Here is a 16,441-nt window from a genome sequence, read left to right on the forward strand (position 1 = left end):
GAGGGTGTATAAAGCACCTTTAACCATGATCAGTGGTGATTGCCAAAGGGGTACACCTGTTCCCATTCCGAACACAGAAGTTAAGCCTTTGAACGCCGAAAATACTTGGTGGGAGACCGCCCGGGAAGATAGGTAGCTGCTGATCTTTTAATCCTCAATAGCTCAGTCGGTAGAGCATGCGGCTGTTAACCGCAGGGTCGTTGGTTCGAGTCCAACTTGAGGAGCCAACAAACAGTTTGCCTTATGCAAACTGTTTGTTATATGGCCCGTTGGTCAAGCGGTTAAGACACCGCCCTTTCACGGCGGTAACGCGGGTTCGATTCCCGCACGGGTCACCATATTTAAGTAAATGCGAGGATACTATATCCTCGTATTTATGAATTAGGGCCATTAGCTCAGTTGGTTAGAGCTCCCGGCTCATAACCGGACGGTCCTAGGTTCGAGTCCTAGATGGCCCACCAAAAATCGACATTCTTCGTTAGAGGAATGTCGATTTTACTTATTACCTATTCACTCTTCACTATTCCCTAAAAACCCTTGTCGATTTTTGGAAAGTAATAGGTAATAGGGAATAAGGAAGAAGTAAGGTGCAAACTCGCAAAAGCGAGTTTGATAAAAAAGGAGAAAAATCATGGAAAGTCCGTTGCTTATAAAATCAAAACAATTTGCTCTAGATATAATTAAGGTTTGTAATAAAGTAAAAAGCGAAAAAAGAGAAAGTGTACTTACAAATCAGCTTGTTCGCAGTGGCACAAGCATCGGTGCGAATATAAGAGAAGCATTTTACGGGCACGGTAAAAACGATTTTATTGCAAAACTTCAAATAGCGCTGAAGGAATGTTCTGAAAGTGAATACTGGATTGAACTGCTTATAGAAAGCGGATATTATGACGATAACACAATTCTGGGGAATTGTGTTGAACTGAAGAAAATACTTATTTCATCTATAAACACGGCAAAGAAAAACAATAAATGAATGCATCATTATTGTTCTGCCTTGACACAAAAAAAGAACGCAAATCGCGTTCTTTTTTTGTGTTTGTGTCCGCAAGGACACAACGTCATTTGACCGTAAGAGGTCAACACTGTTTCAGGCTTTGCCTGAATATCATTTTGTGGCAAAGCCGCAAACAAATACTCTTAGCGGACACAAAATGAAGTTACACTTTCATGGTAAACGATGTTATCTTCGATAAATGATATTGTGTTATGCGCAGTTTATAATATAACTGCAAACAGAGTTTGCAATATAACTTTTACATAGTAAAATATCACTCCATTGAAGATGGAATATCACTATAACAAGTTCATCCAACCGTTTAGCGCCTCCCCAAAAAGCGACTTGTATGATACAATTAGATTTTCAATTATTTATTTTTAATAACTTGAATTTACTTGTTGATGTCTCTTTTTTCGGTTCTGCATAAAATATAGTCTATACTTACATCGTAAAAATCAGCAAGAAGAAGTAAGGTTTCTGTTGGAGGAGTTCTTTCACCCGTTTCAAATTTGGACAACAACGATTGCTCAATACCTGTTTGCATCTGTAGAGCAATTTGAGTAAGTTTTTTTTCTTTTCTTAATTTTCGTAAATTATTATTCATTAATAATCACCTAATGACATTATGTCATATTTTTTTCTTGACAAATATGACGAGTTGTCATATAATAATTTATATAATATAAAAAAATTTTAAAGGGTGCTAATTTATGAAAAAATTTATTCATGTTGCCTCGTTTCTTTATTAGCATTTTATTTCTTTGCTGTTACGGAAAGAAATACGAATGTTCAAAGTGCAAGTTGAAGATTTCACAATTATATTATTAATGTAATGATGACATAACATATTGAGAAGATAGTGCCCGACGATATAGTGTGTCGTTTGATTACAAAACGTGTCGCGTTAGATAGTTAATATAGCTTTGAATGGAAAGGATAAGTGATACAATGAAAAAATATATAGGCGTCTTTTTAATGATGTATTTAACATTTTTATTATGTAGCTGTGCTTCTAATTATCAACATACTGATAAAGCAAGTGCAAAAGCAATTGATGGCGTGCCAGATGATGTTATATATGAATTTGTAGATAATAAGTATAATAGTTATCAGTATCTATATAAAAAAAATCCTGGAAGGAGTTCTAAACCTGTGTTCAATAACGCAATTAATATTTATCAAAGGGTAGACACAATGGTTGATGTTGATAATTTTATTGTAAATTTAAAAGTTAAGATCAGCGGCGAAATATCTACAAAAGAGGTTGAATTACAATGTGAGTGTCAATTAAGTGATGGTACTTGGTATGTGCGTGACACCAATGAAATTGTTAGAAACATAGAATGGCATTATTCAAACTTGACGAATTGTTGGTGGACTGGTGGTGCTGGGTTAGCATATAGAGCTTTTCGTATTACAAATGTTAATACACAAAGTCAGAGTATGAATATTATTGATCAAGCTAATAGAGAATATTCAACAAATTATGAAGTATTTGATGATTATATAGAGATAAAAATTAAATATGACACAATAAACTGGTTTATTTTTTCAGAGGGACCAATGATTAATGGATATTTTATGAGAAAAGAAAATTAAATCTAGTATCAAAACATAAGAAAAGCAAACTGTGAGGAGGTGATTGAATGAAAAAAATAGTTTCATTTTTTCTAATGTTGATATCAGCTATTTTAGTTTTTTCAGCTTGTAATAATAGTGAGCCAAAAATTGAAACAACAAAAATGTCGAATGCCGAAAAAATTATTGGAGAATGGTATATAGTCGGAGAAAGTGAAGATACAGATTCTGGTGAGCAATTATATGAGTATTATGATTCTCCAGGTGGTAGTTGGATATTTAACAAGGATGGGTGTTATACAATAGCTTTTGCTGGACTTCAAAATTATAATTATACCATAGATAATGATAATTACATTAAGTCTTATGAAAAAAATGGAGAGTATGTGGGCTTTGATTTAAAAATCTCATGGCACGGAGAAGACTTGGTTTTGGCGGAGTATTGGAGAGAAGGCAATGATAAAGATGGTCCGTATGACAAAACTAAAGACCACGATTTTTATATTTTAAGGAGAAAAAAATAAAAAGTTATTTAAGAAATTGTAATTTTAGTAAAAAATGAGAGGAATGTTAATAAAATGAAAAAAATAGTAGTTTTGATTTGTATAATATGTACAGTTCTATGCTCTATGAGTGGCTGTGCAAAAAAATGTTATGATTGTGGAAAAATAACTTCAAGAGGATATACCTTTTTTGGAAATTATTATTGTGAAGATTGTGCATGGTAATGTAAATTTTTTGAACTATTATTATTTTATATTAAAGGTGAAAAAAATAATATCATTAAAATCAAAGGTTTCAATAACACTTTTGATTTATCAAAAATAGCACTCCAACGAAGTTGGAATATCACTTGAAACTTGTCATCTAAACCGTTCGGCTCTTCCAAAATAAAAATCCTGTCGAAAGATAGGATTTTTTGTTTCCTATTATTCGTTCTTCATTATTCAATATTTATAAATTAATAACAAAATAACGCAATTCCTTGTATTCTTTTTTTTGTGCCTCGATTTTCAAAATTGTTTTTCTAAAATATATTTATCTAAAATATTGCCAACTTTAAAAAAATATGGTAAAATAAATAAAACTATTTTTTTATAAAGGGGAAGATAATATGGCAGAAGTATTAGCATTTGTACTTTACTTTGTTATCGTTTTAATGATAGGGATTTATTTCTTTGTTAAATCAAAAAGTACTGACGAAAAAGATTATTTCTTAGGTGGAAGAAAAATGGGACCTTGGGTTACAGCAATGAGCGCTCAGGCATCAGATATGAGTGCATGGTTACTTATGGGACTTCCGGGAAGCATCCTTGCTTTTGGGTTAGGTCAGGCATGGATAGGTATCGGTCTTGCAATCGGTACTGCACTTAACTGGATATTTGTGGCAAAAAGACTTAGAAAGTTTTCTAAAGCATCAGGAGATGCTATCACTATGCCGCAGTATTTATCCAATCGTTTCTTGGCGGTAAATCCTGCACTTAAAATTATATGTGCAGTAGTATTTTTAGTAAGTTTTACATTATATGTTGCATCTGCATTCTCTGCAGGTTCAAAAGTGTTCAGTGATTTATTCCCTGTACTTAGCGAACAAAATGCGATGATTATTTTTGCAATAATTATCCTTGTTTACACTTTTTTAGGTGGTTACAAGGCAGTATGCTGGACTGACTTTTTTCAAGGTTTCCTTATGCTCGTTGCTTTGATTACAGTTCCGATTGTTATTGCGCTTACTAAAACACTTGATGTGACAGCATTATCAACAATAACCACTTCGAGCGGAGCAGTTTATCCGTTTACAACCAATTTATTTTCTGCAAGTCCTAAAGAAATTATATCAGGGCTTGGATGGGGGCTTGGGTATTTCGGAATGCCACATATTTTAGTTCGTTTTATGGCAATAGAAAAACCAAGTATGGTTAAGAAGAGTGCTATAGTTGCTATAATCTGGGTTGTTATAACATTACTTGCTGCAATATTAATCGCATATTTAGGAAGAATGGTTATCGGTGCAGAACTTTTAGAAGCAGGCAAACAGGAACTTGTATTTGTTACACTTGCAAGAAGATTGTTCCCAGGATTTATTGCAGGGGTTTTACTTGCTGCAATTATTGCAGCGTCAATGTCAACCGCTGACTCTCAACTACTTGTTGCGTCATCTTCTTTCACAAGTGATATATATAAACCTATAATAAGAAAGAATGCATCAGATAAAGAAATTTTATGGGTTGGAAGAATAATTGTAATAGTTGTAGCAGTTGTTGCTTACTTTATAGCAAGCAGTAAAGGTGAGGGGGCACAAGCAGTTATGGATATGGTTTCAAATGCATGGGCACTATTCGGAGCAGCATTCGGACCTGTTATGATTTTGTCATTATTCTGGAAACGCCTTACATATAACGGTGCTCTTTTGGGTATTATATCAGGGGCAATAGTTGATATTTTATGGTTAGTTTGCATGGCGCACACAGGAATTTACGAAATAGTTCCTGCGTTTATTGTAAGTTTAATAGTAACGGTTGTGGTTTCTTTAATTGATAAAAAACCGTCAGACGAAATTATTGCAATCTATAATAAGGCTACAGATAATAGCATTGATGACTAATTTAATCATATCTTTATAAGAACAGTAAGAAATTACTGTTCTTTTTTACGATTAAATTGGTTGTTATATTGACATTAAGTTAACAAAAGTGATATAATTAAATGAAAATATAAATTTACGAGGAATTTAAAAAATGGAAAAGGTAATATGTTGCCCCAATTGTAAATCGGAAGATTTGAAATTTCCTGAAAATAAATATGATTATATCGTATGTAATGATTGTGAGTATGAGTTTTATTCAGTTGAAACTCTTACGGAAGAAATAGAGAGAAAAGAGAAAGTTTTCAGTGTAACAACATATATACAAATCATATCGCTTATTATAGGTACGTTTGCACTTGCACTATCGGTTTTTATTGATTTTGAACTTAAACTTATACCTCAGTTTTTAATTAAATATGAGTATTCAGCATTTATATCTATAATTGTTGGATTTGTGATGTATTCTGTTTCTCTTATAACATTTTTTATACTATTAAAACAAAGAAATGAGATTAATGTTATAAGGAATATGAGAAGACATTTAAAAAAGCGTATATACAAAGAAAAAAGGTAAAAAAATGCTTGTTACAGATATTAAAAAAAGTTTTCCTTATAAAAAATTAAATGAAGTGTATATAGATTTTGAATTTTCTTTTGCCCTTTATGATTCTGAACTTAGAAAATTTAAAATAGAACTTAATAAAGAAATTGAAAAAGAATTTTTAGAGAACGAAATATATCCGTATCTTAAGAAAAAGGCGTTAAATGATGCGCTTAAAATGGTTTTAAGAGCAGATACAACGGTAAAAAATGTGAAGGAAAAATTGACTTTAAAAAAATATCCTTCATTTGCCATTGATAACGCTTTGGAGTATCTTGAAACAAAAGGATTTGTTGATGATTTAGAATATGCGATAAATTTTATCAAACATTCATTTAACAAGGGAAAAGGAAAAAAATATGTTGAGTTTGAACTTGCAAAACGAGGATTAAAAAACGATAAAACAGAAGCATTTTTAGATAAATATTATAAAGAAGATTTAATATGTGATGTAACTGATAAAAAACTTATATCACTTATAAAAGGCAAAGATAAACCTGATTATAAAGACCTTAACAAATTAAGAGATTATCTTGTAAGGCAGGGTTTTTGCTATGATGAGGTAAACGAAGAAATTTTACGGGTGAGACGAAATTATGAAGACTAAAGTTTTTGTTGTATCCTTAGGGTGTTCAAAAAACCATTGTGATCTGGAAAATATGATGGGTATACTTGTTGATAAAGGATACGAAATAACCCTTAATGAATACGAAGCAGATGTAGCGCTGGTTAACACCTGTGGTTTTATAGAATCGGCAAAGGAAGAAGCCATCTCAAATATATTGGAAATGGCAGAACTTAAAGAAACGGGCAATTTGAAAGCACTTGTTGTTTCAGGATGCCTTTCGCAAAGATATAAGGATGAAATACTTGATTCTTTCCCTGAAGTCGATGCTGTGGTCGGGGTTTTTGATTTTGATAAAATTGACGAAATTATAAATAACACATTAAAGGGCAAAAGGGCATGTTATCTTGATAGTGAAAAATTAGAAAATTTTAATAATATGCCAAGAATTCAGACAACGCCTTTTTACACTGCTTATTTGAAAATTGCTGAGGGGTGTGACAATCGTTGTTCTTATTGTGCAATTCCTAAAATAAGAGGAAGATTAGTTTCAAGAGAGTTAAATTCACTTATTAAAGAAGCGACCAGACTGGCACAGTCAGGAGTAAAAGAACTTATTCTTGTTGCTCAGGATACAACCCGTTATGGAGTTGATTTATATGGCGAACCCAAACTTTGTGAACTTCTTTATAAACTTTCACAAATTGACGGAATTGAGTGGATAAGAATTCATTATATGTATCCTGAAATGATTACTGAGGAACTTTTAAATTGCATAAAAGAAAACAAGAAAGTTCTTCATTATTTTGATATACCTATTCAACATATAAATTCGAGAATTTTAAAACTTATGAACAGGCGTTCTGACAGGGAAAATATTGAAAGCACGGTTAATCTCATAAGGAAAATCATTCCTGATGCGACTATAAGAACAACTGTTATCGTAGGTTTTCCAACTGAGAGTGAAGAAGAATTTCTGGAACTTTATTCATATATAGATAAAACCAAGTTTGACAGGTTGGGAGTTTTTGCTTTTTCCAAAGAAGAGGGAACGGGTGCTTACAATTTAAAAGGGCAGATTCCAAAAAAAATCAAACTAAAAAGGCAGGAAGAAATTCAGAAGCTTCAGGCAGAGATTATGGAAAAAAACAACAAAAAACATATAGGTCAAGTTCTTGACGTACTGGTGGAAGGCTATCATAATGATTATGATGTTTACTTTGGAAGAAGTAAGATGGACAGTGTAGAAATTGATGGAACGGTTATGTTTGAGACAGATGAGAAAATTGATTTTGGTGAAATTGTTAAAGTTAAAATAACAAATGCACTTGAATATGATTTGATAGGGGAATTAACGAAAGGAACAGAATTATGAATTTACCAAACAGATTAACAATTTTAAGAATTATATTAGTACCAATACTTTTGATTTTAATATACAATATAGGAAATTCTTTATTGATGTCTTTAATATCAGCAATTGTTTTCTTACTTATTTCATTTACCGATATGCTTGACGGATATATTGCAAGAAGCAGAAATCTTGTTACTGATTTTGGTAAATTTTTAGATCCTCTTGCAGATAAAATTCTTGTAATTTCAACTATGATTGCATTTATAGATATGGGGTATATTTCTTCTCTTGCGGTTATAATAATTATTATAAGGGAATTTTTAGTAACATCATTAAGACTTGTTGCAGCATCGACAAGTAAAGTTATTGCTGCATCTAAATTAGGTAAATTAAAAACTATTATTCAAATGATTGTTCTTACTATTCTATTCTTTACGCCTCAGGTAGCATCATTGCCTGGTGGCAATATTATACTTAATATATTAATATGGATAATGGTTGCAATAACAATAATATCAGGTGTAGATTATTTAATAAAAAATAAAGAAGTTATTAAAATTCAATAAAAAAGGAAGGGAAACAGTATGTTAAAACCAATTTTCAAGTATGAAACTGCAAGTCAGTTTATTGATAGCGAAAAATTTGAAAAATACAAAGAGAGCGCCATAAAATCACTTTCTCTTTTAGAAAAAAGAAGCGGGAAGGGTAATGATTTCTTAGGCTGGCTTGATTTGCCAAATACCTACGATAAAGAAGAATTTGAAAGAGTAGAAAAAGCCGCAAAGAAAATAAGAGAAAATTCTAAAGCACTTGTTGTTATCGGTATTGGTGGATCTTACTTAGGTGCAAGAGCTGCAATCGAATTTATAAATGGCAATATGCATAATCTTAAGAACGATAATAATCCTAAGATATTTTTTGCAGGAAATTCTATTTCTTCAGATTATCATTATGAACTTTTGGAAATTTTAAAAGATATGGACTTTTCTATAAACGTAATTTCAAAGTCAGGAACAACTACTGAACCTGCGATTGCTTTCAGACTTTTCAAAGAACTTTTAATAGAAAAATACGGCGAAGAAGAAGCAAAAGAAAGAATATATGTTACAACCGATAAGGAAAAAGGCACATTGCTTAACTTTTCCAAAGAAGCAGGGTATGAGAGATTTACAATTGCTGATGATGTAGGCGGAAGATTTTCGGTTTTAACATCTGTAGGACTTTTACCGATTGCGGTAGCAGGAATTGATATTAAAAAACTTATGGAGGGTGCAAAAGAAGCACTTAACGATACAAGAACATTAGACTTTGATAATAATCCTGCGTTAAAATATGCAACTGTAAGAAATGTTTTTTATAATGATAATAAAGCAATTGAAATTTTAGTAAATTATGAGCCATCTATTACTTATTTTGCAGAATGGTATAAGCAACTTTTTGCAGAAAGTCATGGTAAAGAAGGCAAAGGTATATTCCCTGCATCGCTTAACTTTTCAACTGACCTTCATTCTCTTGGGCAGTTCGTTCAGGATGGCACAAGAAATATGTTTGAAACTGTTATTACAGTTAAAGAACCAAATAAAAAGGTTGAAATTAAGGAAGATGAAAAAAATGTTGACGGACTTAATTTCCTCGCAGGAAAAACAATGGACTTCGTTAACACACAGGCATTTTTAGGAACATACTTAGCACATACAGATGGTAATACTCCTAATTTGGTTATAGAAATTCCAAAAAGAGATGAATTCTCACTTGGTTATCTTTTCTATTTCTTTGAAATAACATGTGCGATTGATGGTTATATGCTTGATGTTAATCCGTTTGACCAACCTGGTGTCGAAGAGTATAAAAAGAATATGTTTGCTCTTTTGGGAAAACCGGGATATGAAGATATGAAAAAAGAACTTGAAAAAAGACTTTAAAAATTAATTAGGAATTAGGAAAGAGGAATTAGGAATAAAGGTAAAAACGCATAATGCGTTTTTGGATTAAATGGGAAATCTTCGATTTCAAAATTGTAGTGGGGAAGGATCTTAAGTGCCCTCCCGAAACATAAAAATTCAAATAATTCAATTTTGTATAGGTGAGAATTATATTAAAGGCGAAATGGCTGTATAGCATCATTTCGCCTTCTTTCATTCCTAATTCCTAAATCCTCATTCCTAATTATCTTTAGCCGTATCTATCAGTTTTTCCAAAAACAAATGTGTGGCTTTTGAATTGTATTTTTGGGTGTTAAGATATACAAAGGTGTATCTGTTGATATTTACTACTTTTCTTAAAACAACGTCGTCAGAAAAAGTACCTTGCCAAGAAAGAGAAGGGACAAAGGAAACCCCAAGTCCCATTTCAATATATTTTCTTATATAATAAGGGTCATCGCTTTGAATAACAAAATCAGGGTTGAATCCTTCGGAATTGCATATTTCGTTAATTAGTCTGAAAAGACCGCTTTTGCTGTTCATTGTAATAAATTTTTCGTTTTCCAAATCTTTAATTGAGATCTCTTCTTTATAAGAAAGGGGATTACTTTTATTCATAGCAAGTAAAAGTTTATCTGTAACAAGAAGGTGCTTTTCAAAATTTTTTTGATTTATAATTTTATCCGTAATAATTAAATCATATTTATCGTAAATTCCGTCACAGGAATGGTCAATAAAAAATGATACATAAGTATAATTTTTCTGAAAATTCTCAATTGCTTTGGTAACAATTCGTCTGTTTGTTTCTGCAAGTATTTTGATTTCTCCCGAAATTTCTCCCGGTGTTTTTAAATTTAATTTTGCATTGTGAATAAGTTTTAGTGCATCTTTTATATCCTTATAAAAAACTTTTCCCTGTTCGTTAAGTGAAATCTTATTTGACGTTCTGTCAAAAAGTACTGTTTCAAGTTCCTTTTCAAGTCTGCGTATACTCTGCGAAATATTTGATGTTGGGACATTATATATATTAGCCGTTTTTGAAAAATTTTCTGTTTCTGCAGCAGTGCAAAAATATGTAAGTTGTAAAAGTTCCATTTTTTTCACCTCTGATATTATTTTAACCCAAATTAGAAACAAAGTCAATAATTACTATATTATTAAACATATAGTAGGTGTATAATATCTCATTATTTACAATATAGTAAATGTATTATAGAATTAATAAGATAAAAAAATAAGGGGGATTAGAATATGATTTACGGTGTAGCGTTACTGTCTTTTTGTATGATTTCAGGTTCATTTGTCGGAAATCTAATAGGAATGCTTATCGGACTTAATTCTGACGTTGGCGGTGTTGGTTTTGCGATGTTACTGTTGCTTTTTGTGACCAACTCTAAAAAAATAAGCGAAAAACTTCCTAAAGGAAGTTCGGAAGGGCTTACTTTCTGGAGAGAGATGTTTATTCCTGTTATAATTGCCATGACTGCGTCTCAGAATGTTTATCATGCAATATCAGGAGGAGCACTTGCAATTGTTGCAGGGATTGCTGCTGTTGTTTTATCATTTGCAATGGTTCCTGTTCTTGCTAAGATAAAAAGTAAGGGAGGTAAGGAATAATTATGCAGAATATATTAAATATAATAGTTGATTTGTTTACTAAAAACGGACTTGTTATATCTTTCTTGATTGTGGGAATTATATCATTATTTTCTAATTTTGTTTCTAAAAAAATAACAAAAGGAAGAATTCACGCATCGGCAATTGCTATTTTTATTGCACTTATTCTTGCTTACATAGGAGGAGCTGTTACAGGTAAGGAAAAAGGGCTTTCAGATATTGCGATGTTTGCGGGAATAGGAGTACTTGGAAGTTCTTCTTTAAGAGATTTTGCTATTATAGCAACATCTTACGGAGCAAAAGTTTCAGAAATTAAAAAATGTGGTGTTGCAGGAATTATATCAGTTTTTGCAGGCGTTCTGGTTGGATTTATAGCAGGTGCAATAGTTGCTTACTGCTTTGGTTATCACGATGCAGTCAGCGTTGCAACAATCGGTGCAGGAACGGTTACTTTCGTTGTTGGTCCTGTTACAGGTGCCGCAGTCGGTGCATCTTCAACCGTTATTGCGCTTTCCATTGCTGCAGGGCTTGTTAAATCAATTATGGTTATGCTTTTAACTCCTGTAGTTGCAAAAAAAATAGGGCTTGATAATCCTCAATCGGCTATGATTTTCGGAGGGCTAATGGGAACAACAAGCGGAACAAGTGCAGGACTTGCCGCAACAGACCCGAAATTAGTTCCTTACGGTGCAATGACTGCTACTTTCTATACAGGGCTTGGATGTTTACTTTGCCCATCGGTTTTATATACTTTGACAAAATTAATTTTAGGATAATCGAATAGTACAAAAAAAGAACAGATATTCTGTTCTTTTTTTGTAGTAAATATAATTTAATATTCTATAAGACATCTTTGGGAGAAATTCCTGTTTTATTTTTATAAAACCAACTGAAATATGCCGCATCTTCAATGCCGATTGCACTTGCGACCTCATATATTTTATGTTCTCCGTTTTTTAACATTGTTGTTGCTTTGTTGATTTTAAGTTTATTAATATAACTAAGTGGCGAATTACCCGTGTATTCTTTAAAAAGTCTTCTTAAATGGGTTTCCGAAATAAGAGAATTTTCCGCTACGTCCTTGACAGTTATATTTTTATGATAATTTTTTTCTATATAGGAGATGGCTGTAAGAACTTTTTTATATTTTTCAGGCACAAGCTGCCTTCCTGAACTTATAGACATATCAGTTAGAAATTCATACATTTTTGCCTTGATTAAGGCACTCGGTTTGTTGGATGAAATAAGTTCATAGAGTTCATCAATATATTCTGTAAAATTTCTTTTTAAGATTTCTGATATAAGGATATAATTGTCGGAAAAAATAATATCCTCACCAAAAGAGTCTATAAGGTTAAAATTTATAATTACAGCGCTTCTTTTTGGCAGACAGTTTGAAAACCGTGATTTATATTTTAGTCCTTTCGGGAAATAACATAAATCATTTTTTTGAAATTTTTTAGTTTCGTCTTTAAAAGTATGGGTAATATCCATATCATAAAAAAACATAAACCCACTTGCCATTCTGCCACTCTGGGTACAATTATAAATTCCGCCTTCTTCAAAAGAGTCTTTTAACGTAATATCACAAATATTATATTCGTACTGATATAAATCTTTCAGGTGTATTGTCTTCAATTTGTTTCACCTCTTTATTATTATAATATCTTGTAAAGATAAATTCAATAAGAATATAATTGTTTTTATTGACTTTTTAACTTTAATGGAATATAATAGTAAAAAAAGGGAGTAGCTTGCGCATGCAATGTGCGTTTGAAATGTCGTCAGTACGATTTTTTTAAAAAATCCGTATTTCAATTAAAAAGCGAGACTTTTATTACCAAAGGGGTAGTAGAAGTCTTTTTTTATGCGTAGAATATAAAAACAGGAGGATACTTATGAATTATTTATTACTTTTAGTTGGTTTTGTATTGCTGGTAAAGGGTGCAGATTTTTTTGTTGACGGGAGTTCCTCGCTGGCAAAAAGGCTTAAAATTCCTGCAATAGTTATAGGCCTTACAATAGTTGCTTTCGGAACAAGCGCACCAGAAGCGGCTGTTAGTATTAGTGCATCTTTGCAGGGAAGTAACGGAATTGTTATCGGTAACGTAGTTGGATCCAATATTTTTAATCTTTTAATGGTTGTCGGAACCTGTGCTTTAATTAAACCTTTTAAAGTTGAAAAGAAAGTTATGGATTCTGAATTTTCTATGTCGATTTATGCATCTCTGTTGCTTTTGGTTGTTGGACTTGACAGTGTGTTAAACGGCAGAGCAAATGTTGTTGACAGGACTGAAGGTATATTTTTAACTGTATTTATAATTTTATTCTGCGTATCTCAAGTTAAAAATGCCTTAAAAGGAAGAAATGAATCCCTTGAAGACAAAGATGAGGAAGAATTCAAACTGTTATCTCTTCCAAAAACTTTTGTATATATTATAGGTGGACTTTGCGCGATTATTTTCGGAGGAGATTTAGTGGTCGATTCTGCATCGGCTATTGCAAAAAGTTTTGGTGTTTCTGACCATTTAATCGGTCTTACAATTGTTGCTATCGGTACATCTTTACCTGAACTTGTTACAAGTGTTATTGCCGCAATTAAAGGCGAAAGCGATCTGGCGCTTGGCAATGTTATTGGTTCCAACATATTTAATATATTCTTTATACTTGGACTTGCAGGACTTATAAGTCCGTTTGAAATAACCGGTTTTGCAGTAAGTGACACTGTTATTTTAATTGCTGTAAGCGTACTATTCTATTTGATTACAAGATTTACAAAAGGTGTTAAAAGATGGCACGGAGCATTATACGTGCTTATGTATATAATGTTTACTGTGTATATTATGATAAGATAAGAAAAAAGGACGTTTTGGGGACTGTCCCCAAAACGTCCTTTTGATATTTTATATTATATATTGAAATTTAAGTTTTAATATTGTATAATGTTATGAAGAACGGAGGAGTAAAAAATGGAAAATTTATTATTTAAAAAAACAATTATATGGAACGGAGACTCGATATGTGCAGGTTCGGAAATATCGGGCAACTGGTCAAAAAGAATTGCCAAAAACAATGAAATGATTTGTAAAAATTATGCTGTCGGTGGCGGAACAATTGCTCAAGGTTTCCCTATATGCCAAGGCGGTGAAATCAGACATTCGGTTCTTAAAACTATAGATACAATGTATGAAGAATATCCTGATGCTGATTTTATAGTTTTTGAAGGCGGAACTAATGATGCCGACCTTATAGAAAGAGGCGACGGCGCTGACCTTTCACTAGGCTCTGTTGATTTTAATGATTTTAGCGGAAATTATAAATTATCAACTTTTGCAGGTTGTCTTGAAACCTTGTTTTATAAAGCATTAAAATACTGGAACGGCAAAAAAATCTGCTATATTGTTGCTCAGAAAATGGGCACACATCCTCTTCAGTTAAGAAGGAGAAGAGATTATTTTGATATGGCAGTTAAAATTTGTAAAAAATGGGGTATTCCATACGTAGATTTATGGGAAGGTTGTTACCTTAATCCAACTCTTTCATGGATGTATAATCCTGAAAAAACACCTGATGAAAACAGTATGGAAAATAAATGCTACTATATAGATGGTCAGCATTTAACAGGCAGAGGGTATGATGTAACTTCTGAAATTATAGAAAAATTTCTTAGTAGACTTTAAATCTGAGGGGATAAGAGAGTATGAAACTTAAGAAAATATTGTTGCTGATTTTAAGTGTTATTTTAATGTTATCTTTTTCGGGGTGTACCGTTATAAATAATGATGCATTAAATGAAAGTGACGGAACAGTTAAAGAATTTACATTTACTGCCTTTTTTCCTGACGGAACCCATAAAACTTATGAATTAAAAAGTGATATGAATACTGTGGGGGATGTCTTGATTAAAGAAGGTATTATATCAGGTGAAAAAGGAGCTTACGGTCTCTATGTAAAAAAAGTTTGTGATGTGACACTTGATGCAGATAAAGATAAGATGTACTGGGCATTTTATGTAAACGATAGTTACGCAACAAGTGGTGTTGACACAACTAAAATAGAGGAAGGTTTCAAATATTCGTTTAAGGCAGAAAAGATATGAAACTATCAGTAAAAGAAATGTGCCTTTTTTCGATTTTCGGAGCAGTAATGTATGCATCAAAACTTGTTATGTCGTTTATACCTAATGTGCATCTTATTGGCGTTTTTGTTGTTTCGCTGACTGTTATTTACAGGAAAAAGGCATTATATCCAATATACATATATGTGTTTTTATGTGGCTTTTTTTCAGGATTTGGAGTCTGGTGGATTGCTCAACTTTATATATGGCTCGTTCTATGGGGTCTTGTGATGATAATTCCGAAAAAAATCCCTGATAAAACTAAAACAGCAATATATATGATTGTGTGCTCTATGCATGGATTTTTATATGGATTTTTGTATTTGCCTGTTCAGGCTGTGTTTTTTAATTTTGATTTAAATAAGGTTTTATCATGGTATATGGCAGGAATTCCATGGGATATTACACATGGAGTGAGCAATTTAATTTGCTCGGTTCTTGTTGTACCAATTATAATGATAATACAAAGGGGAGATTCAGATGTCAAAAAAATATGATACAAAAAAAATGATTTTAATGTCGCTTTTTATGGCGATTATACTTATTATGGCTTTTACACCTAATTTAGGATATATTCCTTTAGGGGTTACAAGAGCGACTATTATACACATTCCTGTTATAGTCGGTTCTATTATTTTAGGCCCATTACCGGGTGCTTTTTTGGGGTTTGTTTTTGGTGTAACAAGTTTAATAAATAATACTATAAACCCAACTGTCACATCTTTTTGTTTTTCTCCTTTTTATACTTTTATGGGAATAAACGGTGGATTTTTAAGCCTTGTTATATGCTTTGTTCCAAGAATTTTAGTGGGTATTGTGCCTTATTATATTGTGAAACTTCTTAAAAAGATAAACTATAATTTATCACTTATCTTAGCAGGACTTTTAGGCTCGCTTACAAATACACTTTTTGTTATGAATATGATATTTATATTCTTTAAAGAAGAGTATTCTTTAGCAAAGGAAATAGCAGTAGATACGTTATATAACGTTATTTTATCCGTTATTGCAATTAACGGAGTTCCCGAAGCAATTGTTGCTTCAATTCTTACTTTGTTTTTAATAAAAGCAATAAATAAAATATATAATAGAGGTTAACT

General features: G+C 32.1%; 19 protein-coding genes, 3 tRNA genes and 1 rRNA gene. 20 read left to right on the plus strand and 3 right to left on the minus strand.

The window, feature by feature from the left end; all coding sequences use genetic code 11:
• Positions 1-28 precede the first annotated feature (28 nt).
• The 5 genes from rrf to E7419_03935 all read left to right on the plus strand — a co-directional run bounded on the left by rrf (position 29) and on the right by E7419_03935 (position 976).
• Positions 29-145 (plus strand): 5S ribosomal RNA (rrf, locus tag E7419_03915).
• A gap of 6 nt (positions 146-151) precedes the next feature.
• Positions 152-227, plus strand: a tRNA-Asn gene (locus E7419_03920).
• 36 nt (positions 228-263) lie between these two features.
• Positions 264-338, plus strand: a tRNA-Glu gene (locus tag E7419_03925).
• A gap of 46 nt (positions 339-384) precedes the next feature.
• Positions 385-461 (plus strand) — tRNA-Met (locus tag E7419_03930).
• A gap of 170 nt (positions 462-631) precedes the next feature.
• Positions 632-976, plus strand: a complete 345-nt coding sequence (locus E7419_03935) for a four helix bundle protein (GenBank protein MBE7014340.1) — start codon at positions 632-634, stop codon at positions 974-976.
• Between the two features lie 415 nt (positions 977-1,391).
• On the opposite strand, the gene E7419_03940 is transcribed toward E7419_03935, so the two are convergent.
• On the minus strand, positions 1,392-1,604 hold the full coding sequence (locus E7419_03940) for a helix-turn-helix transcriptional regulator (protein MBE7014341.1): 213 nt from the start codon (positions 1,602-1,604) through the stop codon (positions 1,392-1,394).
• 344 nt (positions 1,605-1,948) lie between these two features.
• Here E7419_03940 and E7419_03945 point away from each other — a divergent pair, with 344 nt between their 5' ends.
• From E7419_03945 to E7419_03980, 8 genes are all read left to right on the plus strand, one after another.
• Positions 1,949-2,599 carry a hypothetical protein gene (locus E7419_03945; protein ID MBE7014342.1) on the plus strand — a complete coding sequence of 217 codons (651 nt, stop codon included), beginning with the start codon at positions 1,949-1,951 and terminating at the stop codon, positions 2,597-2,599.
• A 47-nt stretch (positions 2,600-2,646) separates the two neighbouring features.
• Complete coding sequence (locus tag E7419_03950; GenBank protein ID MBE7014343.1) at positions 2,647-3,102, plus strand: hypothetical protein; 456 nt, start codon at positions 2,647-2,649, stop codon at positions 3,100-3,102.
• 590 nt (positions 3,103-3,692) lie between these two features.
• Positions 3,693-5,183 (plus strand): sodium/proline symporter PutP, encoded by a 1,491-nt coding sequence (gene putP / locus E7419_03955; GenBank protein ID MBE7014344.1) that lies wholly within the window; start codon positions 3,693-3,695, stop codon positions 5,181-5,183.
• 133 nt (positions 5,184-5,316) lie between these two features.
• Positions 5,317-5,739 (plus strand): hypothetical protein, encoded by a 423-nt coding sequence (locus tag E7419_03960; GenBank protein ID MBE7014345.1) that lies wholly within the window; start codon positions 5,317-5,319, stop codon positions 5,737-5,739.
• Between the two features lie 4 nt (positions 5,740-5,743).
• Positions 5,744-6,373 carry a hypothetical protein gene (locus E7419_03965; protein MBE7014346.1) on the plus strand — a complete coding sequence of 210 codons (630 nt, stop codon included), beginning with the start codon at positions 5,744-5,746 and terminating at the stop codon, positions 6,371-6,373.
• Positions 6,363-7,706 (plus strand): 30S ribosomal protein S12 methylthiotransferase RimO, encoded by a 1,344-nt coding sequence (rimO, locus tag E7419_03970; protein MBE7014347.1) that lies wholly within the window; start codon positions 6,363-6,365, stop codon positions 7,704-7,706. Before E7419_03965 ends, rimO begins: the two co-directional genes overlap by 11 nt.
• Positions 7,703-8,251: a CDP-diacylglycerol--glycerol-3-phosphate 3-phosphatidyltransferase gene (pgsA, locus tag E7419_03975; GenBank protein MBE7014348.1), complete on the plus strand. Its 549-nt coding sequence runs from the start codon at positions 7,703-7,705 to the stop codon at positions 8,249-8,251. The genes rimO and pgsA overlap by 4 nt, the downstream gene beginning before the upstream one ends.
• 18 nt (positions 8,252-8,269) lie before the next feature.
• A complete protein-coding gene (locus E7419_03980) occupies positions 8,270-9,607 on the plus strand; it encodes a glucose-6-phosphate isomerase (GenBank protein ID MBE7014349.1) in 1,338 nt (445 codons plus the stop codon).
• Positions 9,608-9,847: 240 nt separating this feature from the next.
• Here the strand turns inward: E7419_03980 and E7419_03985 are convergent, their stop codons facing one another.
• On the minus strand, positions 9,848-10,702 hold the full coding sequence (locus E7419_03985; GenBank protein MBE7014350.1) for a LysR family transcriptional regulator: 855 nt from the start codon (positions 10,700-10,702) through the stop codon (positions 9,848-9,850).
• 156 nt (positions 10,703-10,858) lie between these two features.
• Here E7419_03985 and madL point away from each other — a divergent pair, with 156 nt between their 5' ends.
• Entirely contained in the window at positions 10,859-11,224 is a 366-nt protein-coding gene (madL, locus tag E7419_03990) for a malonate transporter subunit MadL (GenBank protein ID MBE7014351.1), read from the plus strand.
• A gap of 11 nt (positions 11,225-11,235) precedes the next feature.
• The gene (madM, locus tag E7419_03995) at positions 11,236-12,000 is read left to right on the plus strand and encodes a malonate transporter subunit MadM (protein MBE7014352.1); all 765 of its coding nucleotides are present in this window, start codon (positions 11,236-11,238) and stop codon (positions 11,998-12,000) included.
• A gap of 64 nt (positions 12,001-12,064) precedes the next feature.
• Here madM and E7419_04000 read toward each other — a convergent pair whose 3' ends face one another.
• Entirely contained in the window at positions 12,065-12,862 is a 798-nt protein-coding gene (locus E7419_04000) for a helix-turn-helix transcriptional regulator (protein ID MBE7014353.1), read from the minus strand.
• Positions 12,863-13,122: 260 nt separating this feature from the next.
• Here E7419_04000 and E7419_04005 point away from each other — a divergent pair, with 260 nt between their 5' ends.
• The 5 genes from E7419_04005 to E7419_04025 all read left to right on the plus strand — a co-directional run bounded on the left by E7419_04005 (position 13,123) and on the right by E7419_04025 (position 16,439).
• On the plus strand, positions 13,123-14,079 hold the full coding sequence (locus tag E7419_04005; protein ID MBE7014354.1) for a calcium/sodium antiporter: 957 nt from the start codon (positions 13,123-13,125) through the stop codon (positions 14,077-14,079).
• A 114-nt stretch (positions 14,080-14,193) separates the two neighbouring features.
• Entirely contained in the window at positions 14,194-14,904 is a 711-nt protein-coding gene (locus E7419_04010; protein MBE7014355.1) for an SGNH/GDSL hydrolase family protein, read from the plus strand.
• Positions 14,905-14,924: 20 nt separating this feature from the next.
• Positions 14,925-15,323: a DUF4430 domain-containing protein gene (locus E7419_04015; GenBank protein ID MBE7014356.1), complete on the plus strand. Its 399-nt coding sequence runs from the start codon at positions 14,925-14,927 to the stop codon at positions 15,321-15,323.
• Positions 15,320-15,838 carry a hypothetical protein gene (locus E7419_04020; protein MBE7014357.1) on the plus strand — a complete coding sequence of 173 codons (519 nt, stop codon included), beginning with the start codon at positions 15,320-15,322 and terminating at the stop codon, positions 15,836-15,838. Before E7419_04015 ends, E7419_04020 begins: the two co-directional genes overlap by 4 nt.
• Before the next feature lie 10 nt (positions 15,839-15,848).
• Entirely contained in the window at positions 15,849-16,439 is a 591-nt protein-coding gene (locus E7419_04025; GenBank protein MBE7014358.1) for an ECF transporter S component, read from the plus strand.
• Positions 16,440-16,441 lie beyond the last annotated feature (2 nt).

The organism is Oscillospiraceae bacterium, assembly GCA_015068525.1.
Taxonomy (GTDB): domain Bacteria; phylum Bacillota; class Clostridia; order UMGS1840; family HGM11507; genus SIG450.